The following is a 24,998-nucleotide window of genomic DNA, read 5'->3' as shown; positions in this document are numbered from 1 at the left end:
TGTCCAACCACTTGGATGCAACATCCGATAATGTCCCCGTCAACAGGCCCGGGCCGGCCGTTCATCGACGCCTGCCCCTCTCCGCGCCTTTCGGCCGGGATTGGCAATTTTTTTCCCTTGATGATCCGGAGTTGACCGAATGAAGAAAATTCTGCTCGGCCTGATCGCCGTGGTTGTGATCGCGGCCGCCGGCTTCTTCGGTTTCGACTTTTACGCCCAGCGCCGGGTCACGCGCGACGTCGAGGCCGCCTTCGAGCAGGTCCGTGCCACCGGCGCCAAGGCGAGCCACGGCAAGATCACGTTCGACGTCAAGAGCCGCACCCTGACGATCGCGGACGTCGCCACCGAGTCGGGGACGCAATCCCCGGTCAGCGTCAAGATTGCCAGTCTCACGATGACCGGCCTCGGTCAAACCGACGCGGCACGGGTCTCCGCCGGCAATGTCGAGTTCAGCGATGTCGAGATCGGCGTGGCAGGACCTACCCCGACGATCACCTCACTGACCTACAAGGCGCCGCGGATCACTGTGAAGGATTATTCCGGCCCCGCCAGCCTGCCCCAGCTTCCGGCGTCGTCGTCGATCTTCGAGCTGTACCGGTCCGCGTTCGGACTGCTCGCGAGCATCAACGCATCATCGGTCGCTGCGCCTAGCCTGACCGGAACGATGACCTTCAGCGCCGCCGCAAAAGCCGGCGACGGCGCCGGCGGCGAATTCGCCTATTCGGGCATCGCCATCGAAAACATGAAGGACGGAAAAATCGCGTCCAGCAAAACCGACAAGGTTGTGTTCACGATCAACCAGCAGGCGGCCGGCAAGCCGATCAAAATGACCGGCGAGCTCGCCAACATCGCCGCGACCGATATCGACGTCGGCGCGATGGCGGCGATGTTCGATCCAGGCAAGGCCAACGATGACAGGGAGTATCGGGTCCAGGGACACGTTTCGGCCGGTCCTTATGTCATTACCGCCGCGCCCGGTGTGAACATGCGGATCGAGGGAGTGACCGTCGACGACACCAGGATCAATCCGTCACGGATGCAACTGCCGGCGCTGCTGGCAATGATCCCGCCGCAAGGGAGTCCGCCGCCGTCTGCCGCCCAGGCACGCGAACTGCTGGACAAGGTCGCCGGCCTCTATTCGGGCATCGGAATTGCAGATGCCGAGATGCATGGGCTCTCGGTCGAGACGCCGCAGGGCCCGCTCAAGCTCGCCTCGATGCGGTTCAACTTCGAACACGGCAAGATCGGCGAGCTTGCGGTCGAGGGACTCGATACCCGTGCGCCGAACGGTCCCATCAAGGTCGGACGTTTCGCGCTGAAGTCGCTCGACGTCGCCAACTTCATGCGGTTGTCGGCACAATTCGCCGCGCAGAAGCCGTCGGCCGAACAGGCGCTGGCGCTATTCCCGCTGATCGAAGGCGTCGAGGTCAAGGGCGTCGCGTCGCCCTACAAGGCCACCGGCAAGCCGGTCAACATCGACGTCTTCAGTCTCGACTGGGGTCAGTTCGTCGGATCGATCCCGAGCAAGCTGCGGCTGACCGCGAAGCTGGCAGCGCCGCTCGATGCGGCCGATCCGCGGCAGCAACCGCTCGTCGCTGCCGGCATCGACCGGATGGCGGTCGACGCCGATCTCGGCGCCGTCTGGACCGAGACCTCACGCGCGTTCGCGCTCGAGCCGGTCAAGCTCGACATGGCGGGCCTGTTGAACGCGTCGGCAAAGGTCACGCTCGACAACGTGCCGCGCGAGGCATTCTCGACCAGCGCCGCGGAAGCGATGGGCGCGGCCGCGCAGATCGAAGCCGGCCCGATCGAGCTCACGGTCCACGACCTCGGCGTCATCGATCTCGCGGTCGCTCAATTTGCGCGCACCCGGAACATCAGCCGCGACGAGGCGCGCAAGGTCATCCTCGCGGCTATCAAGGCGCAAGGCGCCGAGATCGGCGGGGGCAATCCGGATGCCACCGCACTCCTCACCGCGATCGGCCAGTTCATCGAGACGCCGGGACAGACGCTGGTCATCAAGCTGACTCCGCGCGCGAAGGCGCCGGCGCTTCAGCTGATGCAGCTCCTCAAGACCGATCCGCAATCGGCGCTGGCGCAGTTCCGGATCGAGGCCTCGACGGGGTTGTGATTCTCCCGCCCGTAGCCCGGATGGAGCGAAGCGCAATCCGGGAACAGCGTCGCCGCAGGAAGGGTGACCGCCCCGGATTTCGCTTTCGCTCCATCCGGGCTACGCACCTCTCCTGCCCGCCTAACCCTTCGCCGGCAGGTTGGTGCGGATGTGCAGCTCCTTGAGCTGCTTCGGGGTTGCTTCCGACGGCGCGCCCATCAGCAAGTCCATGGCCTGCTGGTTCATCGGGAACAGCGAGATCTCGCGCAGGTTGTTGGTGCCACAGAGCAGCATCACGATGCGGTCGAGGCCGGCCGCCATGCCGCCATGCGGAGGGGCGCCGTACTGGAACGCACGGTACATGCCGCCGAAACGGTCGATGACCTCCTGCTCGCCATAGCCTGCGATCTCGAACGCCTTCACCATCGCTTCCGGCTTGTGGTTGCGGATGCCGCCGGAGGCGATCTCGTAGCCGTTGCAGGCGATGTCGTACTGGAACGCCTTGATGGTCAGCGGATCCTGCATCTTCAGCGCGTCGAGGCCGCCCTGCGGCATCGAGAATGGGTTGTGCGAGAAGTCGACCTTCTTGTTCTCCTCGTCATACTCGTACATCGGGAAGTCGACGATCCAGGCGAGCTCGAACCGGTCCTTGTCGATCAGGTTCAATTCCTCGCCGAGCTTGGTGCGCGCGAGACCCGCGAACTTCCAGAATTTCTCGGGATCGCCGGCGACGAAGAACGCCGCATCGCCTTCCTTGAGGCCGAGCTGGTCGCGGATCGCTGCCGTGCGCTCGGGGCCGATGTTGTTCGCCAGGGGACCTGCGCCCTCGCCGCCCTCGCGCCACATGATGTAGCCGAGGCCAGGCTGGCCTTCGCCCTGCGCCCACGAGTTCATGCGGTCGCAAAACGCGCGGCTGCCACCGCCGGTGCCCGGGATCGCCCAGACCTGGTTCTTCGGGTCTTCGAGCATGCGCGCGAACACCTTGAAGCCGGAGCCGCGGAAGTGCTCGGAGACTTCCTGCATCACGATCTTGTTGCGCAAATCGGGCTTGTCGGAGCCGTATTTGCGCACGGCCTCCGCGAACGGAATCCGCGGCCAGTTCTTCGTGACCGGCTTGCCCTTGGCAAAGTCCTCGAACACGCCGGTGATGACAGGCTCCATCGCCGCGAACACGTCGTCCTGCGTCACGAAGCTCATCTCGACGTCGAGCTGATAGAACTCGCCCGGCAGACGGTCGGCGCGCGGGTCCTCGTCGCGGAAGCACGGCGCGATCTGGAAGTAGCGGTCGAAGCCCGACATCATCAACAGCTGCTTGTACTGCTGCGGCGCCTGCGGCAGCGCGTAGAACTTGCCGGGATGGATGCGCGAGGGCACCAAGAAGTCGCGCGCGCCTTCCGGCGAGGATGCCGTCAGGATCGGGGTCTGGAATTCGAAGAAGCCCTGCTCCTTCATCCGCTTGCGCATGGAATCGACCACCGCGCCACGGGTCATGATGTTCTGGTGCAGCTTCTCGCGACGCAGGTCGAGGAAACGATATTTCAGCCTGATATCTTCGGGATATTCCTGCTCGCCGAACACCGGCAGGGGCAGCTCGGCCGCCGGGCCCAGCACCTCGATCTCCTTGATGTAGACCTCGACCATGCCGGTCGGCAGTTCGGGGTTGTCGGTGCCGGCGGGACGGCGGCGCACCTTGCCGTCGATCCGCACCACCCATTCGGAGCGGAACTTCTCGACCTCAACGAATGCCGGCGAGTCCGGATCGGCCACGCATTGGGTGATGCCGTAATGGTCGCGCAGATCGACGAACAGCACGCCGCCATGGTCGCGGACCCGGTGAACCCAACCCGAAAGCCGGACCGTCTGGTCGATATCGCCCTCTCGGAGCGCGCCGCATGTGTGTGACCGGTAGCGATGCATAGTCGTTCCAAAAACTGATGTCGGAGGAGAATTGCGATCAGGAAACTTCCTATCCGAAGGCGCTGGGTTTACCCGAGCCCGCTCGGGGCGGCAACCAAGGGAACGCCCGCTTTTGGCCCGAAACTGCAGATTTTGCTGCGATCCGGCGCCAGATGGGCGCCAATCGTTTGCCTATTCGGCCCGCAGGCCTATCTTCGGGATATGACCATTCATTTCCCGTTCCAGAACACCTATTCGGCGCTGCCGGCGAACTTTTTCGCCCGTGTCGCGCCGACCCCGGTCGCCGCCCCCCGGCTGATCAAGCTGAACCGGCCGCTCGCGGTCCAGCTCGGGCTGGACCCGGACCTGCTCGCGACGCCGGAGGGCGCCGAGATCCTTGCCGGAAAGCGGCTGCCTGACGGCGCCGACCCGATCGCCATGGCCTATGCCGGCCATCAATTCGGGCACTTTGTTCCCCAGCTCGGCGACGGCCGCGCCATCCTGCTCGGCGAGGTCATCGACAAGGACGGCGTCCGCCGCGACATCCAGCTCAAGGGATCCGGCCCGACCCCGTTCTCCCGCCGCGGCGACGGCCGCGCCGCGCTCGGTCCGGTCTTGCGCGAATACATCGTCAGCGAGGCGATGTTCGCTTTAGGCATCCCGACCACCCGCTCGCTCGCCGCCGTCGTCACCGGCGAGCCCGTGATGCGCGAGACCGCGCTGCCCGGTGCGGTGCTGACCCGCGTCGCCGCGAGCCACATCCGCGTCGGCACCTTCCAGTTCTTCGCCGCCCGCGGCGACACCGACGGCGTGCGCGCGCTCGCCGACCATGTCATCGCCAGGCACTATCCCGAGCTGAAGGACGCCGCTCAGCCCTATCACGCCCTGCTCGCCGGCGTGGTGGCGCGGCAGGCCGCGCTGGTCGCGCGCTGGCTCCTGGTCGGCTTCATCCACGGCGTGATGAACACCGACAATACCTCGATCTCGGGCGAGACCATCGATTACGGGCCCTGCGCCTTCCTCGATGCCTACAATCCGGCGCAGGTGTTCTCCTCGATCGACGAGATGGGCCGCTACGCCTATGCCAACCAGCCGCGCATCGCGTTGTGGAATTTGACCCGGCTCGCCGAATGCCTGCTGCCGCTGTTCGCGGACGAGCAGGAGAAGGCCATCGAACAGGCGCAAGTGATCCTCGGCGAATTCCCCGAAAAGTTCACCGCGGCCTACAATACCGGGCTGCGCGCCAAGGTCGGCCTGTTCACCGTGCGCGACGGTGACGAGGCGCTGATCCAGGATCTGCTCGACGCGATGGCCAAGAACGCGGCCGACTTCACGCTGACCTTCCGCCATCTCGGCGAGGCCGCAAGCGATGACGCCGCGGACGCCCGCGCGCAGTTCACCGATCCCGCGGCGTTCGACGAATGGGCCGCCCGCTGGCGCGCCCGCCTCGCGCTGGAACCGCAAGCGCCGGCCGAACGCAAGGCCGCGATGCAGGCGGTCAATCCGGCCTTCATCCCGCGCAACCACCGGATCGAGGCGGTGATTGCGGCTGCGGTGAACTCGGATGATTACGCGCCGTTCGAGGAACTGCTGACGGTGCTGGCCAAGCCCTATGAGGACCAGCCACGCTACGCGGCCTACGCCGATCCGCCGCTCCCCGACCAGCGCGTGACGCAGACATTCTGCGGGACGTGAGGTCTTTCCGCCGTCATTGCGAGGAGCGCAGCGACGAAGCAATCCATACCTCCGTGCATGCGAGCCGATGGATTGCTTCGCTTCGCTTCGCTTGCAATGACGCTGGTGCGACCCTCACACCGTCACCACGATCTTGCCGAACTGCGTGTTCGACTCCAGGCTACCGGTGCGCCTCGACGATCTCCTCGAACGGAAACGTCCTGGCGACGATCGGCCTCAAGGCGCCGTCCGCAAGCCCGTCGAGGATGAACGCCTTCGCCGCGGCGAGCCGCGCGGGATCGCGCACGATCTCGTGCACGAGGTAGCCGCGCAGGGTCAGGCTCTTGCCGAGCACGTTGGCGAGCGGGAACGGCGTCGGCTCAGGACTGAGTCCACCATATTCGATCAGGATGCCGCGGGGCGCCATCGCCGCCGTCAGCGGCACGAAGGCGGGGCCGCCGACGGCATCGAGCACCACGCGCACGCCGTTCGGTCCCGCGATCTGCTCGAGCCTTGATTGCAGATCCTGCTCCGCCGACGCGATCACGTGCGCCGCGCCGGCCTCACGCAGCGCCTGCGCCTTGGCCGATGTCCTCGTCACCGCAATCGGGACCGCGCCGATACGGTTGGCGATCTGGATCGCCGCGAGCCCGACGCTGCTCGACGCCGCTGTGATGACGACGAACTCGCCTCGCCCGAGCCTTGCAAGATCGACCAGCGCACCGAACGCGGTGAGATACTGCATCCACACCGCAGCGGCCGTTTCAAAACCGAGCGCGGGCGGATGCTTGACGACAAGCTCCGCCGGAAAGGTCGCGAGCTCGGCATGGGCCGGCCAGCGCACCATCGAGACCGGCGGCACGATGCTCACGGCATCGCCCGGCGCAAATTCTTCGACGCCTTCGCCGATCGCCGCGACAATCCCGGCGGCTTCCAGCCCGAGGCCGGACGGCAGCGTCGCGGTCTCGATATAGCTGCCCCGGCGCAGCGAGGCCTCGGCGCGGTTGAGCCCGAGCGCCTTGACTCGGATCTGAACCTCGCCGGGCGCCGGCGGCGCAACCGCGATCTCCTCGATACGCAGCACCTCGGGACCGCCATGCTGGTGAAAGCGGACGACGCGGGCCATGGGCGAACTCCAAAACAATTGAATGGAATGCCGCTATGCCCGGCGGCGATCGCCGGATAAATCACCCGGTAGCTCCGACAATCGAAACCAGGAGTTTTGAATTGGATCGCCTCAGCAGCATGGCCGTCTTCGTCAGGGCGGTCGATCTCGGCTCGTTCGCGGCCGCCGCCGATGCGCTCGAGATGTCGGCCCCGATGGTCGGCAAGCATGTGCGCTTCCTCGAACAACGGCTCGGCGTCCGCCTGCTCCATCGCACCACGCGGCGGCAGAGCCTGACCGATTCAGGGCAAGCCTATTACGAGCGCTGCCGCATCGTGCTCGGCGAGGCCGAGGCGGCCGACGCGCTCGCCTCCGATCAATCGTCGCAGCCGCGCGGGCGGCTGCGGGTGACGATGCCGGCGCTGCTCGGCCGCTACTGCATCGTCCCCACGCTGCTGAAGCTCGCGCAGAAATATCCCGCGCTCGAGCTCGATCTTTCGTTCGGCGATCCGATCGCCGATCTGATGGAGGGCGGTCACGACCTTGCGATCAGGACCGGCGAGCTCAACGAGCAATCCGGCGTGATCGCGCGGCGCATCGCGCGCCAGCGCATGGTGGTGTGCGGCTCGCGCGCCTATCTGAAGGCTCATGGCAGGCCGCGCACGCTCGACGAGCTCGGCCGGCACCATGCGATCGTCTACCGCCGCTCGGGCCGCGTTCGCCCCTGGCTGTTCCCGCGCGCCGGTCTTGCGCCGCACGAGGTCTGGCCGGCCGGGCGGCTCAGGCTCGACGACCTCGAAGCCATCGCGGATGCCGCAGCGCGCGGCATGGGGCTGGCGTGGCTGCCCTCCTGGCTGGTGCGCGAACGCCTCGACACCGGCGCGCTGGTCCGCGTTCTCGGCGACAACGGCGAATTTCCCTACGATTGCCACGCGCTGTGGCTGCCGACGCCGCGCTTGCCACTCAAGGTCCGGCTTGCGGTGGATGCGCTCGCGGCCGCGCTGCCGAAGCTCGTGGCGTAGCGCCGCGCCCCCGATTTGTTTGCAACGATTTCGCGCGCGCATCGTTGGCCGGGCAGCGCGGAACGTGCGGCCTCGTCCGATCCAGGTTCCGTGCCGCCGAGATGATGGAGCGCCAGCATGAACCAGCGCGATGACGACCTGAAAACCGCGATCGAGCGCAGCAACCCGAACGGCGTCGAGCCGCCCTTCTCCGAGGACGATCTGCAGCGACAGCAACTCGGGCCGCGCGGCGTGCCCGGGCAACCGGACCCGGCGAAGATGACGCCACAACGCGCCAAGAAGACGCCGGTCGATTCCGGTTCCGGCGGCCACACCGCCTGAACGCCGAAACAAGAAAGGATTCACGATGAGGATCACCAGCTTCAAGGACATGTATGTCGCCGAGCTTCAGGAACTCGCAAGCGTCGAGGAGCAGCTCGCCGTGGCGCTGGCGCGGATGGCGGAGATCGCCTCGCATCCGTCGCTCAAGGATGCGTTCAGCCGCCATCACCGCGAGACCATCGTGCAGGGCGAGCGGTTGAAGTCGCTGCTGCGGATGCACGGGGCCGATCCGCTGGAGCACACCGACCAGGCTATGCAGGCGCTGATCCACGAGACCGCCAAGATGGTTTCGCTGCTGCCCGACGACAATCTGCGCGATGCCGGCCTCGTCGCGTCGGCGCAGAAGCTCGCGCATTACGAGATCGCCGCCTATGGCAGCGCGGCCGCCCTCGCCGGCCAGCTCAATCTGCGCGACGACCAGCGGCTGCTGCACGACAGTCTCGAGGAAGAGCGGCACGTCGACACGCTGCTGACGGCGCTCGCCAAGGGCGAGATCAACCAGGACGCCCTCGCCGCGTGACACGGTAGATGGGTAGCTCGTAGGTGGGTAGAGCGAAGCGAAACCCATCACGGCACCACCGATGGTTTCGCGGAGTTCTATCATCGGGCCGCGCCTTGCGCGGACCCGTTGGCTCTACCCATCCTACGCATCGACGCGCGCGGGAAAAATGCTGCTGCAAATTTCGTGCTTCACGGAGCTGCTGTCGTTTTTATCTCGCGACTATTGCCCTGCATAAGCCGTTCGATCAGCCTCTCATGATCGATGCCATGGGGAAGACGAACGATGGGCTTCAGATTCAAGCAGGTTTTCGCAGACACCCAACAGGCGCTCGGCGCCGATCCGGCGCAGGCGCAGGCCGTGTTCCAGGCGACTTCGCAACTCGGCGACGGCGTCAATAGCCGCGTTGCCGTGCGGCAATTCAACGTCAGCGTCGACGAGCCGCCGGCGCTGGGCGGCGAGGACACCGCACCGAACCCGGTCGAGTACATCCTCGCCGCGCTCGGCTCATGCCAGGAGATCACCTATCGGCTCTATGCCGACGCGCTCGGCATTCCCCTCAACGGTGTATCCGTCAAACTATCCGGGGCGATCGATCTGCGCGGCTTCTTCAGCGTCGATCCCGACGTGCGCGCCGGCTTTCAACAGATCGAGGCCGAGGTCGCCATCGACAGCCCGGCCTCCGCCGCCGACATCGCCCGGCTGAAGGAAACCGTCGACCGTCATTGCCCCGTGCTGGACATCCTGCGCAACCCGACGCCGGTGGATCTGAAGCTGCGCACCGGACCGCTCAGCGTAGCCGCCTAGCTTCGCGATGTGAGCGTTAACTCACCTTCCACCATGCTCCGAGGCCGGCAGCGGTAACCATAAGGCTTAACAGCGCGTCAACGCTCCCCCAACAAGTCTAACTGTTTCTGATGGGGGAGAATGACCCGTGGACGCATTTGCATTTGAATTTATGGGATCGGCGATGATCGCGCTCTGTCTCGTCGTGCTGGCGATGCCCGCCGCGCGCCGGCCGTCGAAGAAGATCCGCTACGAGTGAGCCGCGCACAGCGCCGCGAGAAATAACGCGCTCAAACGTCATCGAATGGCGATATAGTCGCGCTGACAAGTCCTGACCTGGACACAAGTTGCGGGAATTGACGACGCTTGAACGACACCGATGTCCCGCAGCCCGGCACACCGCCCGCCACCGCGAGCTCAGCGCACTCGCCGCTGGAGGTGCTGCTCATCTTCTTCAAGCTCGGCGTCAGCTGCTTCGGCGGCCCGATCGCCCATATCGGCTATTTCCGCGACGAGTTCGTCACCCGCCGCCGCTGGCTTGACGAGCAGGCCTATGCGGATCTGGTCGCGCTCTGCCAGTTCCTGCCCGGCCCCGCGAGCAGCCAGGTCGGCTTTTCGCTCGGCCTGATGCGCGCCGGGTACCTGGGGGCCCTGGCCGCCTGGACCGGATTCACGCTGCCCTCGGCGATCGCGCTGATGCTGTTTGCCTTCGGTGCCGGCGGATTGACCGGCCCTGCGGGTACAGGCCTGGTGCACGGCCTCAAGCTGGTCGCGGTGGCGATCGTCGCCCAGGCCGTCTGGGGCATGGCGCGCTCGCTCTGCCCCGACCGCGAACGCGCCTCGATCGCGACGGTCGCGGCACTCGTCATCCTCGCCAGCTCGTCGTCGATCGCGCAGATCGGCGCGATCATTCTCGGCGCTGTCGCCGGGCTTTGGTTCTGCCAGGCGCAACAGACCAACGGGGGCACCCATATCGCGATGCCGGTATCGCGCCGCGTTGGCGTCGCGGCGCTGATCCTGTTCGTCGCGCTGTTGATCGGACTGCCGCTGCTGTCGCGGACATGGCCCGGCCTCGGCCTGTTCGAGGCCTTCTACCGCTCGGGCGCGCTGGTGTTTGGCGGCGGCCACGTCGTGCTACCGCTGCTGCGCGAAGCCGTGGTGACGCCGGGCTGGATCGGCGACGATGCGTTCCTGACCGGCTACGGCGCCGCGCAGGCCGTGCCGGGCCCGCTATTCACCTTTGCCGCCTATCTCGGCGCCGTGATCGGCGGCCTGCCGGGCGCGATCGTCGGCCTCGTCGGCATCTTCCTGCCGGGACTTCTCGTGCTGCTGGCGGCGCTGCCGTTCTGGGATAGCTTTCGCAAACGGCCGGCGGCGCAGGCGATGATGCGCGGCGTCAACGCCGCCGTCGTCGGCCTTCTGGGGGCCGCGCTCTACAATCCAGTGTGGACCAGCAGCGTGCACCGTCCGCTCGATTTCGGCATCGCGCTGGCCGGCTTCGTCCTGCTCACGGCATGGCGCGCGCCGCCGCTCGTGGTGGTCGTGCTCAGTGCGGCCGCCGGCATCGCCACCGGGCTCCTGCAATCGTGAACGATCGCGCGGTCGTTTCGCCGCGCGGATTAAGAACGCCTTCATGCCTCGCCGCCACGATAGCGGATATATGCCGAAGGCTTCTAAACAACCGGATCCGACCCGGTTCCCGTGCTGGACCTGCTGCGGCTTGCCGCGGTGGGGCCGTGATCCTGTATCACTACGGCTTCTGGGGCGTGGCATCGAACGGCGTGCAAAAGGTGGCGATGCCGTACCTCGCCCCGGTCGCGCAATACGGCTTCCTCGGCGTCCCCGTGTTCTTCGCGATCTCTGGCTTCGTCATCGCCTATTCGGCCGAAGGCCGCACGCCGGTCGGTTTCGCGATCGCCCGCTTCAGCCGCATCTATCCGACCTTCGTCATCTGCATGACGTTGACCTTCCTCGCGACTCTTGCTGTTGGGCCACGCGTACTTCCACGTGACGTGGGGGCAATGGCTGGCGAACCTGTTCATCGCGGCCCCGATGCTCGGTCAGCCCTACATGGACGACGCCTACTGGTCGCTGGTGATCGAGGTCGTGTTCTACGTCTGGATCGCGCTGTTCCTGGCCTGGGGCATCTTCCCGCGGCGGATCGACACGCTCATCATCGTATGGATCGCCATCACCTTCGCCAACGAGCTGACCCTCGACGTTCCGCTGTTCGAGAAACTCTTCATGGCCGACGACAGCGGCTTCTTCGCCGTCGGCCTGCTGATCTATGAGCATTACCGCGGACGGCGCGACATGAGGCTGTACAGCCTGCTGACGCTGGCGATCGGCACCGCGACGTTTCAGGCCGTGCACAAGCTGGAGCGGCTCGGCGTCCACACCGGCGGCAGCTTCGATCCCCGCGTCGTCACAGCAACCTGCATCGTCTCGCTCGGCATCGTGTTCGCCGCCACCCGCATCAAGTCCGTAGCCCTGCCGGAAAGCCTCATCAGGGCCGTGGGAGGCATCACCTATCCGCTCTATCTGCTGCATCTGCAGCTCGGCTACGTCATCCTGCTCCTGATCACACCAACGCCGGACGTGCTGTCGACCGCGCTGGTCGTGACGGGCATGGTGGTGCTGGCATGGTTCGTCTGGCGCTTCCTCGAAGGCCCGGTGCATTATCTCGTAAGAGATAAGCTCACACTGCTGGCCTCACGCCATGGATGGCCCTCGCGCCTTCGTGCGGGCGAAGCCCGGATCGATCGGGACGACGTTGCCCGCCAATCGAGGCCAGGAGCATCGCCAACCGCTGATCAGTCCGGCGCACATCGCCGGAACAGCATCCACCCAACGTTGCCGCCGCCGCGCACCGTGGGCGGAAGCGAACACCATCATTCATCTGCGATGCGTGGTGACGACGGTCGGGCGGATGGCGCCGGGCGCCTCGGTATCCTCAGACCCGCCCGCTCCATTCATGATCTCCGGGCATTTCCATTGCCAGCTCATTCGCCAGCTCGAGCGCTTCCTTGACGTCAGGCGCAAGCAGACCTTCCGTGAATGTTCGGACGACGGGTAGCAGCAGCTGGGCTGCTTGCGCCTGTTTGCCGGAATGTCGCCATAGGCGCGCCAGGCTGACAGCTGACCGTAATTCAAAGGACCGCGCGCTTTGCCTGCGCGCCAGCTCGATCGAGGCGAGGAACATTCGCTCGGCGGATTCAACGGACGATGATCTCGAGCAATTGAGCGTCATCTCACCTTGCAGACGATAGATCTCGGCTTCGTAAAAATGCTCTCCCGTTCTTCTCCCGATCGCCGATGCACTGTCGAGTTCGTGCAAGGCAGCATCCGGCAAGCCGGCACTTGCATAGGCCTTCGCGAGCAGGCTCCTGAACCAGCAACTGGCGAGCCGGGCGCTCATGCCCTCGTAACCGTCGATCGCCACTCGCATCTGGTTCAATCCCTCATCGACATTCCCAAGCTCGGTCATCGCCCATCCTCGCAGGATGGTTGTCTGATACTTCCAATGCAGGAAGCCGTGTTCCGATCGAGAGAGCCAGTGCCCTGTTGGTGTAGTCGTGGGTCCCTTCGACATCGCGGAGATGCTGGCAAACGTAAGCGCCGAATGTCAGCGCAAACGACAGCGTGAAGGGGTGGCGAAGGTCTTCCGCTTCCGAAATAGCCTGCTGGCTATATCGGCGCGCCGCGTCAGGACGGCCCAGAAACCACGACACGTACCCGAGATACGAGAGCGAGACGATGCCAGGATGGATGCCATGCGTTGCCGTCAGGGCGCCGTGTAGATCAGGACTGTACAAATTCCTGAAGCGATGAAGGTGATGTTCGGCGGCGACAAACCGCCCGCGGTACAGCATGGTCATCGCGATCGCCCGATGCGCCTCGATCAGATATCCCGTCTGTTGCGTCGCGGACGAACTTTGGTTCGATGCCTCGCGCCTTGCGAACTGCAGGAGCTCCGCGCTCAGCTCATGCGCCCGTGCGAGATCGCCGCGGATGAAGTGGCACACCCAAAGTCCGCGCGTCGCCGCAAAGACCTTCGCCATATTCCCAAGATTCCGGCCGAGTTCGAGCGCGCGAACATAGTTCTCCTCGACTTCCTGGACCGCGTATCCCTTTGCCGCGATCAGGGCGGTGCCCAGGGCGATGCGAAGCTCAAGCTCGGACTCGTTTCGGCCCTGCATGCCGGGTGAGGCTTGCAGAACCCCGAGCCCACGACGCAAATGACCGATCGCTTCCAGAGTCGCACCCTTCATTGCGGCCTGCTTTCCGGCCTTGAGCCAGAAACCCGCAGCCGGCTCGCTTTGGCCGGACTCGGTCAGGTGGTAGGCGAGAAGCTCCGGTTCGCGCTCGATCTTTTCCGGATATTTTTCGGCCAGCACGCGTGCGATCTTGGCGTGCAGCGTCCTTCTTTCCCTGTGCAGCAAGCTTTCATGCGCCGCATTCTGGATCATCACGTGCTTGAACGAGTACAGCGCCTCCGGCAGGAAGCCGAAGCGGACGATCAATCCGGCTGCCTCCAGATGGTTCAGGGCGGCTTCGATCTGGTCCGCCGGCGCCTCGGCAACCTCGCGAAGGATCTCATAAGAGAACTCGCGGCCGATGGTGGCGCCGATCTGCGCGATTTTCTTGAACGATCCCATCCGGTCGAGGCGGGCCATCAGGGAATCGTTCAATGTCGCGGGAATAGCGAGCTGATGCCACGGACCGGACAAGACGTAACGTCCATGTTGCTCAGTCAAGACGTCGGATTCGAGAACGGCCTTGGTCAGCTCTTCAAGGAAGAGCGGCACGCCATCGGTTTTGACAATGATGTCCTCAATCACCTCCCTGGGCAGCTCCTTTTCTCCCGCCACACGTTCGACCAATATCGTGCGGACCTGTCGGCCGAGACGCTTGAGGTTCGCACTGATGGTGTGCGCGTGATCCTTCCAGCCCGGCTGAAACTCAGGACGACCGGTGATCACGACGAGGATCGACGTGGTGCGAACGTTCTCCACCAGCAGATCGAGCACGGCCCGCGAGGTGGGATCGATCCAATGTACGTCCTCAAAATCGATCAGGAGCGTCTGCCTGCGTGCTTGCGCGAGCAGATGGTTGACGAGCGTGGCAATCGTCGCATCCTTCAGCTGCTGCGGCGAGAGATCCAGGGCCGCGTAGCGGTCCCCGGTGGGAATTGAAAGCAACGCCGCAAGGATCGGCACCACTGTCGCCGCCTCCCCGTTCGAGGCGGCGACACCGGCTTCGAGCTTTGTCAGCCAAAGCGCAGACGCATTCTCGCCGTCAAGGCCGAGCGCGAATTTGAGATGCTCGATGAAGGGGTGAAAAGCGGTGCTGCTGTAATAGGGAGAGCACTGGAACGAAACTTGTCCGTGCTGATCACCTGCGATCCGCTCCCGCAATTCCTGAACGATCCTGGACTTTCCAATTCCCGGCTCGCCCGTCAGCAGCACGACCTGCCCCTCATGGACTTTCGCTTGCTGCCAACGCGTGAGCAGCAACGCCACCTCTTCGGTGCGGTTGACCAGCGGCGTCAATCTGGAGCCCACGGCTGCGGCAAATCGCGTCTCGGAGCGGCAGGGCCGAACCACGAGCCAGGCCTGGGCCTTCGCGGATATCCCCTTCAGCGCGTGAAATCCGAAGTCCTGGTAGTCGAACTTTCCTCTCAGCAGGGATTGCGTCGAAGACGCAATGACGACGCCGTCCGGAGGCGCCAAGGCCTGCAGACGGGCAGCCAGATTTGGCGTCTCGCCGACTGCGGAATCGTGCTCCTCGGTGTCCTGTCCAACCAGGTCTCCGACGACAACAAGCCCGGTCGCAATCCCGATGCGCACACTGGGCCCATGACTTGCAACGTCGCGGGCGTCACTCGCTCTCGCCGACGACAGGCTCCGTACAATTTCGAGCGCCGCACGCACCGACCGCTCGGCGTCATCCTCATGGGCATTCGGATAGCCAAAATAGACCAGAATGCCGTCCCCGAGGTAGCGGGCCGCGAAGCCTTCGTACCGCTTGACCACGCTGACGCACTTTTCCCTGAAGCTCGCGATCACGTCGCGGACGTCTTCGGGATCGAACTGCTCGGACAGCGAGGTCGAACCGACCATGTCGCAGAACATCACGGTCAGCTGGCGCCGCTCGGCGCTCACCGCCGCGCCTTCCGCGACGCTCCTACCGCCGGCGGGGCCTTTTGCCGAACGGGTCAGGGAAGCAACCGCGCGCTGCAAGCGCTTGCGGTCTCCCAGCGGAAGTCCAAGTTCGACCAGATCCTGCTCGGTCAAATCGGGCAGGATGTCCAAACCGATGCGATGCAGGACAAAGAGGTCGCTATACTGGCCGAGATCAACGGTTTCGAGCCAGTGCTTGAGAGCAGCCTCCATATCGGCGCTTGGCTGTTTCTCCGGCATTGTGATCCGTCCGACTGCGGGCCATTGGCGACAATGGGCCTCGTTCGACGATGCCAAGGGGCTTGTTTACCCCAGACTGGACGCGTTCACAAAGTGCGAAAAACGAGGGAGCAGGCCAATCGAAGACGCACTCTGCCCTCGGTCACTCCGATATTCGAGATAGCGCACGCGCTGGTATTTTGGCCCTTCGCCGACTGCGATGGCGCTGTAGGCGAAACCAGAGTCGCCCCCTCGGGCGCCATCATCCGACCTCCGGCATGTTCGGTACTCGGCGCGACAAAGGCGCCCGGCGAACGACGGCGTAACTCACGAATTTGCGCGCGGAGCCATTCGATTTTGCGCGCTATGACAGGCAGCCCCTGCCACCGAGTTGCCCGTCTGGGGCTATCCAGTCCTTGGCAACGCTGCCCGGTGCCGTGACCAGCGATTGCTCGCCAATCCGGCACAGAACACCGCGTCAGCGCTGTTGGGGATGGTCTGCGCGAACCATCGGTCGACATCCGGCGAGGTTTGGGTCGTCGGCTCATCGCGATAGCGAAGCCGGCCATAGGCCCCCCGCATCACCATCGTCGTCTTCTCGACGGTTTGACGAGGGTACAGGGTTGCAGCCAGTTTGAGACAGAGATCGTCGAGATCATCCGCGTGCGTGTCGTCCGAGATAGCGGGCACGACGCTGCGGCACTGCGCGCGACCCAGCACGTAGATGACGGGATTTCTCGTCCGCCAGCACAAGCAGAAGTCAGCCGGCGCCGCCGGGTGACCGAACTCCGCCGTCATAGCGGCATCGAACATCCGCTTGAAAGAGCCGCGACCACGATGCGTGTCTCTGACGGCGGTACCCGAGAGATAGATCACCGACGTGCTGGCAACGGCGAGGCGCTGAATGATGAGGTAAGCCACGCATTCACCGCCGTGGTGGAGCAGGACAATGCCGTGGTCGGGCTTGAACGGAGAGTGTTCGCGGGACCAGAACTTTTCCTCCGTCAGCCAATTCGTGTCGATGATGCTGTTGATGCTCTCGAGCACTGCATCGCGGCGCTGTTCCGGGACTTCAGAGGCGATTTGAAACAGCTCGCTGGTGACAGCCCCGGGCTGCGTCGCGATCACAATAGCGGCTCCTCGTTGGTCATCGACTTCAGGTTGCTTTGGCAGAATACGGCACCCATGATCGGCCAGGCAAGCCGGCCCCGAGAAAGCTCAGCACTCCGGTTGACCCAAATCGCCATCCCGACGGCGCAAGCTCCCGCAGCGGCGCGCCCCCACTACGACTGTCATCGTCCGCGAAAGCGGGCGATCCAGTACGCCGCGGTCTCTCGGTTCGAGCACAACTGTCTCTGGGATTCGACCGGTCGAGCCGGGCGATCAAAGCCGCAAGTGGGGACGCAATGACGGCGCGGTGCGCCTCGTCACCATGAGGGTCGGTTGCAGAAGTCCGCAAATGTCACAGCCCCAAGCGTGGCGGCGCATGACTTCGGAATAATGGAAAAATATCGCTGATTTGCCCGACGTGTCAAGTTGCCGTGTCGAACACCGCTAGCTGTCGGCTCCTTTGCATGGGGTTGTTTTCGATATTTTGGTCGTGCGCCCCGGCGACAGCGGGCTATCGCCTGTGGCGCTCAGCCCCCGATCGTCATGCCCGGTCAAGCCGGGCGGTGACACCGAAGGTGGCGGACGACCGAACGAACTGCCGGCACGACCGGGCCGAAAACACCCTCGAATCACGCCCAATCAATTCAAAAATGGCCCGTCCCTCACCCCGCGCAGGGCCAAAATCCCTGCAAGACCCTTGACATAGCTGCCCTTTCGGCAGAACGCGTGTGGTCAAGCCGTTATGGACACTTCATGGATTTGATTAGCACGACCTCCGACCTCGCCGCCGCCTGCGACCGGCTCGCCAAACACAAGGTCATCACTGTCGACACCGAGTTCCTGCGGGAGACGACCTACTATCCGCTGCTCTGCGTCGTGCAGATGGCGAGCGCGGACGAAGCCGTCGTGGTCGACGCGCTGGCACCCGGCATCGACCTCAAGCCGTTCTTCGACCTGATGTCGAACGAGGCCGTGCTCAAGGTATTCCACGCCGCGCGGCAGGACATCGAAATCGTCTGGCACCTGTCCGGCACGATCCCGCATCCGATCTTCGACACCCAGGTCGCCGCCATGGTGCTCGGCTATGGCGACAGCATCGCCTACGACCAGCTCGTCGACCGCGTCACCGGCCACCGCCCCGACAAGACCCATCGCTTCACCGACTGGTCGCGCCGGCCGCTGACCGACGAGCAGCTCCACTACGCCGTCTCCGACGTGACGCATCTGCGCGAAGTGTTCGCAGCCCTCGATGCCGATCTGAAGAAGCGCGACCGTAGTGACTGGGTCAGCGAGGAGATGGAGGTCCTGACCTCGCCGAAGACCTACGACTTCCATCCCGAGCGCGCCTGGGAGCGGCTCAAGACCCGCGTGCGTAAGCCGCGCGAGCTCGCGGTGCTGATCGAGGTCGCGGCCTGGCGCGAGCAGGAGGCGCAGAGCCGCGACGTGCCGCGCTCGCGCGTGCTCAAGGACGATGCGGTCGGCGACATCGCCACCCATGCGCCGACTTCGCTGGAGAAGCTCGGCAATCTGCGCTCGCTGCCGAAGGGCTTTGAGCGCTCGAAATGGGGCGCTGACATCATTGCCGCCGTGCAGCGCGGGCTCGCCCGCGACCAGGCCATGCTGCCCAAGCTGGAGAAGCCGAGAAACAATTCCAACGGCGCGGCGACCGTCGAGCTGTTGAAGGTGCTGCTGCGCATGACCTCGGAGCGCCACGGCGTCGCCAGCAAGGTGATCGCCACCGTCGACGACCTCGAGCAGATCGCGGCCAGCGATCAGGCCGAGGTCGGCGCCCTGCACGGCTGGCGCCGCGAACTGTTCGGCGAGGCCGCGCTCAAGCTCAAGCACGGCCAGCTCGCGCTGGCGATCGACAAGGGCCGCGTGGTGCGGGTGGACCGGGGTTAGCGCGTCCGCCTGATGCGCGCCAGGTTCCACCGGCAGTCGGCCAGTGGCCGAACGCGTTGCCCCGGAGTTCGACCGGCACAGGCTGAGGTTGCGTCACGCAAAACCACCGCGCTTGCTAAGGCGCAATTTTCGTGTTGCAATCCGTTCACAATCGGATTTGCGGCCGTTCGACTGTGCGTTTCGCGACGTTGATATCCAAGGCTTCGATGTACAGGGCCTCGAGAGGCGAAACTTCGGACTTGAAGACTTTGGATCTGACGACCCGGGAAGTGAACAGACAGCGCAAAGTCCGCTTGTGGCGTGGCACGTGGAAAACGTGGCCGCGTCTTTTTTATGTCTAAACTGGGAGAGAGACGATGCCGAAGGGTACCGTCAAATGGTTCAACCCGACCAAAGGTTACGGGTTCATCAAGCCAGCCATCGGCGACAAGGACGTGTTCGTCCACATCTCGGCGGTCGAGCGCGCGGGCCTCAGCACATTGAACGAGAACCAGTCCGTCGAGTACGAGCTGGTGGAGAACCGCGGCAAGGCGTCGGCAGAGAACCTCAAGGTTCACTGAACGCCGCTGCCAGCGGAATTCATCCTGATGCCTCCCCCGGCCGCATCACCCCGGGGATGTCTCCTGCAACCGCGCGCTAAGGCGCCGGCGCGATCAGGGTATGGTCGGTTGCGCCGCTGCCCAGGGTCTTGCAGAGATCGCCTTCGAGCTTGAGCCGGCCGCTTGCCAGCAGCCGCAGCGCCTCCGGATAGATGCGATGCTCGATGGTGATCACGCGCGCGGCGAGCGTCTCGGCGGTGTCGTCGTCAGCGACCGTGACCGCGCCCTGCATCACGATCGGTCCGGCGTCGGTCTCCGGGATCACGAAATGCACCGTCGCTCCGGACAGCTTGACCCCTGCACGCAACGCCTGGCCGTGCGGATCGAGACCCGGAAAGCAAGGCAGCAGCGAGGGATGGATGTTGAGCATCCGCCCGTACCAGTGCCGCGCGAACTCGGCGGTGAACAGCCGCATGAAGCCGCCGAGGCAGATCAACTCGACCTGCCTGTCATCGAGCGCGCGCTGCAGCACGGCCTCGAAGCCGGCGCGGTCCTTGCCGAACGGCTTGCTCTCGATGACGATGGTCGCAATGCCGCTGGCGGCCGCCTTCTCGAGCCCGGCGGCATCGACGCGGTTCGAGATCACGGCCACGATCTCGGCTGGGAAATCCGCAGCCTTCGCAGCCTCGATCAGCGCGGCCATGTTGGAGCCGCGGCCGGAGATCAGGATGGCGACGCGGCGCTTCATCGCGAGAGATCGAGATGACCGTTATAGATCACGCGATGCTCGCCTTTGGCCTCGATCACCTCGCCGAGCAACGTCACGGTCTCGCCGCCGGCGGTGAACGCCTCGGTCACGGCGTCGACCGCATCAGCCTTGACGATCGCGATCATGCCGATGCCGCAGTTGAAGGTGCGCAGCAGCTCGAGCTCGGCGATGCCGCCCTGCTCGGCCAGCCATTTGAACACCGGCAGCACCGGCAGCCGCGCCAGATCGATGCCGACGCCGAGATGCTTCGGCAGCACGCGCGGAATGTTGTCGGTGAAGCCGCCGCCGGTGATGTGGGCGAGGCCCTTCACCGCGCCGGTGTCGCGGATCGCGCGCAGGCAGGATTTCACATAGAGCCGGGTCGGCGTCAGCAGCGCGGCGCCAAGCGTCATGACCGGCGCGAACGGCGCCGGCGCGTCATAGGCAACGCCGGACTGCTCGACGATCTTGCGCACCAGCGAATAGCCGTTGGAGTGCACGCCGGAGGAAGCCAGCCCGATCACGGCATCGCCCGCCGCGATATCCGCGGTCGGCAGCAGCGTGCCGCGCTCGGCCGCGCCGACCGCAAAGCCGCCGAGGTCGTAATCGCCATCCTTGTAGAGGCCGGGCATCTCGGCGGTTTCGCCGCCGATCAGCGCGCAGCCGGATTCGCGGCAGCCCTCGGCGATACCAGCGACGATCTGCGCGGTGGCCTCCGGGTGCAGCTTGCCGCAGGCGAAATAGTCGAGGAAGAACAGCGGTTCCGCGCCCTGCACGACGAGGTCGTTGACCGACATCGCGACCAGATCGATGCCGATACCGCCATGAATGCCGGTCTCGATCGCGATCTTCAGCTTGGTGCCGACGCCATCGGTCGCGGCCACCAGGACCGGATCCTTGAAGCCGGCGGCCTTGAGGTCGAACAGCCCGCCGAAACCGCCGATCTCGGCGTCCGCGCCAGGCCGCGCGGTGGCCCGCACCATCGGCTTGATCAGATCGACCAGTCGATTGCCGGCGTCGATATCGACACCCAAATCCGCGTAAGTGAGCCCGTTTTTGCGCTCGGTCATGCCCAATTCCAGATGATCAGGGGCTGGTTACAGAATTCCGCCCGCGCAATGGCTCGCGGCGCTGCCGCCGCGATACTATGTAGATAACACAAGGCGGCTGCGCAAAAGAGCCGGATATCGAGTAAAATCAGGCTTCTAGCCGGGAAGCGATCCAAGTTGAGCATTCCGAACATCATCACCCTCGGCCGCATCATCCTGGTGCCGGTGATCGTCTGGGCCATCGTGTCCAGCCAGATGGAGATTGCGTTCGCGATCTTCGTGATCGCCGGCGTCTCGGACGCGGTCGACGGTTTCCTCGCCAAGCGCTTCAACATGACGAGCGAGCTCGGCGCCCTGCTCGATCCGCTCGCCGACAAGGCGCTCCTGGTGTCGATCTATGTCGCGCTCGGAATCTGGGGCGCGGTGCCGCGCTGGATCGTGATTCTCGTGGTGTCACGCGACATCATGATCGTCTCCGCCGTGATTGTGTCATGGTTGTTCGACAAGCCGGTCGAGATGAAGCCGCTGATGGTGTCGAAGCTGAACACGGTGGCGCAGGTCGCGTTCGCAGCGCTGGTGCTGGCCTCGCTCGGCTTCGGCTTTCAGCCACATCCTTACGACCTGATCCTGATGGGCCTGGTCACGATCTTTACTTTGGGTTCGGTGTCCCTCTATCTCGTGGAGTGGGTGCGGCACATGAGCACGATCGAAGCTCGGTAGGCGGGATCCGGAAAAGTGGAAGCCGGTTTTCCCGCGACAAACGCGACGCGTTTGCGCATGGCTAAAATGAAGTGGTTTGGAGACTTGCGTGGCCAGTAGCGTTCAACCTCGTCAATTGGCCTTGGCCCTGCCGCACGAGGAGAAGCTGACCCGCGACGATTTCCTCGAGGGCCCAGCCAATGAGGCGGCGCTGGCGCTGATCGACGGCTGGCCAGACTGGCCGAACCGAATCATGCTGCTGGTCGGGCCTGGCGGCTCCGGCAAAAGCCACCTCGCCGCGATCTGGGCCGAGAGCGCCGGCGCGCGCTCGACCGCGGCGCATGCGCTGACCGCCGACGCGGTGCCGACCGCGCTTGCGACCGGTGCGCTGGTGGTCGAGGATCTGAGGCCGTCGGATTTCGACGAGCGCGCGATGTTTCATCTGATGAATCTGGCGCGCCAGGACGATGCCTACGTGCTGATCACGGCGCGCGTTCCGCCGTCGGCGTTCGAGATCGAATTGCGCGACCTGCGGTCGCGGCTCCGCGCGGTGCCGACCGTGACGCTGCTGCCGCCGGACGACCAGCTGTTCCGCGGCCTGATCGTCAAGTTCTGCGCCGACCGCCAGATCGAGCGTGGACGAACCGCTCGTCAGCTATCTGAGCAACCGGATCGAGCGTTCCTACGTTGCCGTCCGGCAGGCGGTTGAGCTCCTGGATACCGAGGCACTCCGGCTCGGTCGTCCGGTCACACGGGCGCTGGCGGCGGAGCTGTTGCGCGATGCCTGATCCATCCCCGCGGCTTGACGGCGCAGGCGAGCGGAACATCAATGTCATCGAAACGTCATCGCAATATCACATGGTCTCTGCGGCTCTCGGCTACACCGCCCCGGCCCCTGCCCTGAATTGGACCAGCACTTTATGGACTCGGCACAAGCTACTGAAATCAAAGAAAAAGAGGCGGAATTTCCCGCCATTCCCGCGATCGCGACCAGCCCCGAACGCTTCATCAACCGGGAGCTCTCCTGGCTGCACTTCAACCGGCGGGTGCTCGAGGAATCGGTCAATCTCGGCCATCCCGTGCTGGAGCGGGTCCGCTTCCTGTCGATTTCGGCGAATAACCTCGACGAGTTCTTCATGGTCCGTGTCGCCGGCATCAAGGCGCAGGTCCGCGAGGGCATTACCGAGCGCAGCCCGGACGGCCTGCTGCCGGCCGATCAGCTCGTGATGATCAACAAGACCGTCTCGCAGCTCGCCTCCGACCAGCAGGCGATCTGGAGCGACCTGCGGGATATCCTGGCCAAGGTCGGCATCCAGCTGGTCGACGGCCGCGACGTCACCAAGTCCGAGCGCAGCTGGATCGAGGATCACTTCCTCCACAGCATCTTCCCGTTGCTGACGCCGCTGGCGATCGACCCGGCGCATCCCTTCCCGTTCATCCCAAATCTCGGCTTCACGGTGGCGCTGCAATTGTCGCGGATCTCCGACGGCAAGGCGATGAACGCGCTGATCCGCATGCCCGGCAAGATCGACCGCTTCATCCGCATCCCCTCCACCAAGGAAGGCGCGCCGGCGCGCCTGATCACGCTGGAGCAGGCTACCGGCCTGTTCATCGGCCGCCTGTTCCCCGGCTACACCGTCAAGGGCCAGGGCGCATTCCGCATCATCAGGGACTCCGAACTCGAAATCGAGGAAGAGGCCGAAGACCTCGTTCGCCTGTTCGAGACCGCGCTCAAGCGGCGCCGCCGCGGGTCGGTGATCCGGCTCGAGATCGAAGCCTCGATGCCCGAAGAGCTGCGCATCTTCGTGCAGCACGCCTTGTCGGCCGCAGACGACGAAGTGATCCTGGTCGACGGCGTGCTGGCGATGAACGAGCTGTCGCAGCTCACCCGCCTCAATCGCCCCGACCTCGAATTCCCGCCCTATGTGCCGCGCCACCCCGAGCGGGTGCGCGATCATGGCGGCGATATCTTCGCCGCCATCCGCCAGAAGGACCTCGTGGTCCATCACCCCTACGAATCCTTCGACGTCGTGGTGCAGTTCCTGCAGCAGGCGGCACGCGATCCCGACGTGGTCGCGATCAAGCAGACGCTGTATCGCACCTCGAACAATTCGCCGATCGTGCGCGCGCTGGCGGAAGCCGCCGAAGCCGGCAAGTCGGTGACCGCGTTGATCGAGCTGAAGGCGCGCTTCGACGAGGAAGCCAATATCCGCTGGGCCCGCGACCTCGAACGCGCCGGCGTGCAGGTGGTCTACGGCTTCATCGAATTGAAGACGCATGCCAAGCTGTCGATGGTGGTGCGCCGCGAGGGCGGCAATCTCACCACCTATGTGCACACCGGCACCGGCAACTATCACCCGGTCACCGCGCGCATCTACACCGACCTCTCCTACTTCACCTCGGATCCGATCATCGGCCGCGACGTCGCGCGGGTCTTCAACTACATCACGGGCTATGCCGAGCCGAGCGACATCGAGAAGATGGCGGTGTCGCCGCTGACGCTGCGCAAGCGGATCATCGAGCACATCCACGGCGAGATCGCCCACGTCAAGCACGGCCGGCCCGGCGCGGTCTGGATGAAGATGAACGCGCTCGTCGATCCCGATATCATCGACGCGCTGTACGAGGCCTCGCAGGCCGGCGTCTCGGTCGAGCTCGTGGTGCGCGGAATCTCGCTGCCTGCGGCCGGGGCTGCCGGGACTGTCGGAGAACATCCGCGTCAAATCGGTGATCGGCCGGTTCCTGGAACACGGCCGAATCTATTGCTTCGGCATGGGTCAGGGCCTGCCGAGCACAAAAGCTGCTGTGTATATCTCGTCCGCCGACATGATGCCGCGGAACCTCGACCGTCGCGTCGAGGTTCTCTGTCCGCTGCAAAATCCCACGGTGCATCAGCAGGTTCTCGAACAGATCATGGTCGCCAATCTGAAGGACACCGAGCAAAGCTGGCAATTGTTGCCGGATGGGTCGTCAACGCGTATGAAGGCCGCGAAAGGCGAAGAGCCCTTCAATCTGCATGACTACTTCATGACAAATCCGAGTCTGTCCGGCCGTGGTAAGTCTCTCAAGGAATCTTCACCGCGCCGTCTCACGCGTCGCAACGAGCGTCAGCAGCCATCGTCTTAAGGGGGCCTTAC

At 64.7% G+C, this 24,998-nt stretch carries 15 protein-coding genes and 5 pseudogenes; 14 read left to right on the top strand and 6 right to left on the bottom strand.

What is annotated here, in order from left to right; genetic code table 11:
• Positions 1-139: 139 nt before the first annotated feature.
• Positions 140-2,131 carry a hypothetical protein gene (locus ACSKB9_RS01025; protein WP_438071184.1) on the top strand — a complete coding sequence of 664 codons (1,992 nt, stop codon included), beginning with the start codon at positions 140-142 and terminating at the stop codon, positions 2,129-2,131.
• A 120-nt stretch (positions 2,132-2,251) separates the two neighbouring features.
• Here the strand turns inward: ACSKB9_RS01025 and aspS are convergent, their stop codons facing one another.
• Positions 2,252-4,027 carry an aspartate--tRNA ligase gene (aspS, locus tag ACSKB9_RS01020; RefSeq protein WP_438071182.1) on the bottom strand — a complete coding sequence of 592 codons (1,776 nt, stop codon included), beginning with the start codon at positions 4,025-4,027 and terminating at the stop codon, positions 2,252-2,254.
• A gap of 201 nt (positions 4,028-4,228) precedes the next feature.
• On the opposite strand from aspS, the gene ACSKB9_RS01015 reads away from it, so the two are divergent.
• Complete coding sequence (locus ACSKB9_RS01015) at positions 4,229-5,701, top strand: protein adenylyltransferase SelO (protein WP_438071180.1); 1,473 nt, start codon at positions 4,229-4,231, stop codon at positions 5,699-5,701.
• A gap of 114 nt (positions 5,702-5,815) precedes the next feature.
• Here ACSKB9_RS01015 and ACSKB9_RS01010 read toward each other — a convergent pair.
• A pseudogene (locus ACSKB9_RS01010) lies at positions 5,816-6,806 on the bottom strand (zinc-dependent alcohol dehydrogenase family protein).
• A gap of 101 nt (positions 6,807-6,907) precedes the next feature.
• Between ACSKB9_RS01010 and ACSKB9_RS01005 the strand changes: the two are divergent.
• The 7 genes and pseudogenes from ACSKB9_RS01005 (at position 6,908) to ACSKB9_RS00975 (ending at position 12,443) form a co-directional block, all read left to right on the top strand.
• On the top strand, positions 6,908-7,807 hold the full coding sequence (locus ACSKB9_RS01005) for a LysR family transcriptional regulator (RefSeq protein WP_438071178.1): 900 nt from the start codon (positions 6,908-6,910) through the stop codon (positions 7,805-7,807).
• Positions 7,808-7,924: 117 nt separating this feature from the next.
• The gene (locus ACSKB9_RS01000; protein ID WP_253590428.1) at positions 7,925-8,128 is read left to right on the top strand and encodes a hypothetical protein; all 204 of its coding nucleotides are present in this window, start codon (positions 7,925-7,927) and stop codon (positions 8,126-8,128) included.
• A 25-nt stretch (positions 8,129-8,153) separates the two neighbouring features.
• The gene (locus ACSKB9_RS00995) at positions 8,154-8,648 is read left to right on the top strand and encodes a YciE/YciF ferroxidase family protein (protein WP_076832008.1); all 495 of its coding nucleotides are present in this window, start codon (positions 8,154-8,156) and stop codon (positions 8,646-8,648) included.
• A 264-nt stretch (positions 8,649-8,912) separates the two neighbouring features.
• The gene (locus ACSKB9_RS00990; protein WP_438071176.1) at positions 8,913-9,434 is read left to right on the top strand and encodes an OsmC family protein; all 522 of its coding nucleotides are present in this window, start codon (positions 8,913-8,915) and stop codon (positions 9,432-9,434) included.
• Positions 9,435-9,779: 345 nt separating this feature from the next.
• The gene (chrA, locus tag ACSKB9_RS00985; protein ID WP_438071174.1) at positions 9,780-11,003 is read left to right on the top strand and encodes a chromate efflux transporter; all 1,224 of its coding nucleotides are present in this window, start codon (positions 9,780-9,782) and stop codon (positions 11,001-11,003) included.
• Positions 10,928-11,347 (top strand): annotated as a pseudogene (locus tag ACSKB9_RS00980) (acyltransferase family protein); the annotation flags it as partial. The gene chrA and the pseudogene ACSKB9_RS00980, both read left to right, overlap by 76 nt.
• 52 nt (positions 11,348-11,399) lie before the next feature.
• Positions 11,400-12,443, top strand: coding sequence for an acyltransferase family protein (locus ACSKB9_RS00975; RefSeq protein ID WP_438071172.1), 1,044 nt, complete (start codon positions 11,400-11,402; stop codon positions 12,441-12,443).
• Here the strand turns inward: ACSKB9_RS00975 and ACSKB9_RS00970 are convergent.
• Positions 12,367-15,835 (bottom strand): annotated as a pseudogene (locus ACSKB9_RS00970) (AAA family ATPase). The gene ACSKB9_RS00975 and the pseudogene ACSKB9_RS00970 overlap by 77 nt on opposite strands.
• A gap of 384 nt (positions 15,836-16,219) precedes the next feature.
• On the bottom strand, positions 16,220-16,942 hold the full coding sequence (locus ACSKB9_RS00965) for a hypothetical protein (protein ID WP_438071170.1): 723 nt from the start codon (positions 16,940-16,942) through the stop codon (positions 16,220-16,222).
• A gap of 735 nt (positions 16,943-17,677) precedes the next feature.
• Here ACSKB9_RS00965 and rnd point away from each other — a divergent pair.
• On the top strand, positions 17,678-18,826 hold the full coding sequence (rnd, locus tag ACSKB9_RS00960) for a ribonuclease D (protein ID WP_057019895.1): 1,149 nt from the start codon (positions 17,678-17,680) through the stop codon (positions 18,824-18,826).
• Positions 18,827-19,182: 356 nt separating this feature from the next.
• The gene (locus tag ACSKB9_RS00955; protein ID WP_438071169.1) at positions 19,183-19,386 is read left to right on the top strand and encodes a cold-shock protein; all 204 of its coding nucleotides are present in this window, start codon (positions 19,183-19,185) and stop codon (positions 19,384-19,386) included.
• Between the two features lie 76 nt (positions 19,387-19,462).
• On the opposite strand, the gene purN is transcribed toward ACSKB9_RS00955, so the two are convergent.
• Both purN and purM read right to left on the bottom strand, forming a co-directional pair.
• On the bottom strand, positions 19,463-20,113 hold the full coding sequence (purN, locus tag ACSKB9_RS00950; RefSeq protein ID WP_438071167.1) for a phosphoribosylglycinamide formyltransferase: 651 nt from the start codon (positions 20,111-20,113) through the stop codon (positions 19,463-19,465).
• Positions 20,110-21,183, bottom strand: a complete 1,074-nt coding sequence (gene purM, locus ACSKB9_RS00945) for a phosphoribosylformylglycinamidine cyclo-ligase (RefSeq protein WP_438071166.1) — start codon at positions 21,181-21,183, stop codon at positions 20,110-20,112. Before purM ends, purN begins: the two co-directional genes overlap by 4 nt.
• 156 nt (positions 21,184-21,339) lie before the next feature.
• Here purM and ACSKB9_RS00940 point away from each other — a divergent pair, with 156 nt between their 5' ends.
• The 3 genes and pseudogenes from ACSKB9_RS00940 to ACSKB9_RS00930 all read left to right on the top strand — a co-directional run bounded on the left by ACSKB9_RS00940 (position 21,340) and on the right by ACSKB9_RS00930 (position 24,987).
• Positions 21,340-21,882: a CDP-alcohol phosphatidyltransferase family protein gene (locus ACSKB9_RS00940; protein WP_028332358.1), complete on the top strand. Its 543-nt coding sequence runs from the start codon at positions 21,340-21,342 to the stop codon at positions 21,880-21,882.
• An 88-nt stretch (positions 21,883-21,970) separates the two neighbouring features.
• Positions 21,971-22,649: pseudogene (locus ACSKB9_RS00935) on the top strand (chromosomal replication initiator DnaA).
• 132 nt (positions 22,650-22,781) lie between these two features.
• Positions 22,782-24,987 (top strand): annotated as a pseudogene (locus ACSKB9_RS00930) (RNA degradosome polyphosphate kinase).
• Positions 24,988-24,998 lie beyond the last annotated feature (11 nt).

Source organism: Bradyrhizobium sp. BR 1433 (assembly GCF_051547665.1).
Lineage (GTDB): Bacteria > Pseudomonadota > Alphaproteobacteria > Rhizobiales > Xanthobacteraceae > Bradyrhizobium > Bradyrhizobium australafricanum.
Note: the sequence above shows the minus strand (reverse complement) of the source record. Positions and strands in the feature narration are given on the sequence as shown.

Coding starts and splice junctions, on each gene's coding strand:
- ACSKB9_RS01025 (WP_438071184.1), top strand. CDS start 140: ATGAAGAAAATTCTGCTCGGCCTGATCGCCGTGGTTGTGATCGCGGCC.
- ACSKB9_RS00995 (WP_076832008.1), top strand. CDS start 8,154: ATGAGGATCACCAGCTTCAAGGACATGTATGTCGCCGAGCTTCAGGAA.
- ACSKB9_RS01000 (WP_253590428.1), top strand. CDS start 7,925: ATGAACCAGCGCGATGACGACCTGAAAACCGCGATCGAGCGCAGCAAC.
- ACSKB9_RS01015 (WP_438071180.1), top strand. CDS start 4,229: ATGACCATTCATTTCCCGTTCCAGAACACCTATTCGGCGCTGCCGGCG.
- aspS (WP_438071182.1), bottom strand. CDS start 4,027: ATGCATCGCTACCGGTCACACACATGCGGCGCGCTCCGAGAGGGCGAT.
- ACSKB9_RS00955 (WP_438071169.1), top strand. CDS start 19,183: ATGCCGAAGGGTACCGTCAAATGGTTCAACCCGACCAAAGGTTACGGG.
- rnd (WP_057019895.1), top strand. CDS start 17,678: ATGGATTTGATTAGCACGACCTCCGACCTCGCCGCCGCCTGCGACCGG.
- purM (WP_438071166.1), bottom strand. CDS start 21,183: ATGACCGAGCGCAAAAACGGGCTCACTTACGCGGATTTGGGTGTCGAT.
- ACSKB9_RS00990 (WP_438071176.1), top strand. CDS start 8,913: ATGGGCTTCAGATTCAAGCAGGTTTTCGCAGACACCCAACAGGCGCTC.
- purN (WP_438071167.1), bottom strand. CDS start 20,113: ATGAAGCGCCGCGTCGCCATCCTGATCTCCGGCCGCGGCTCCAACATG.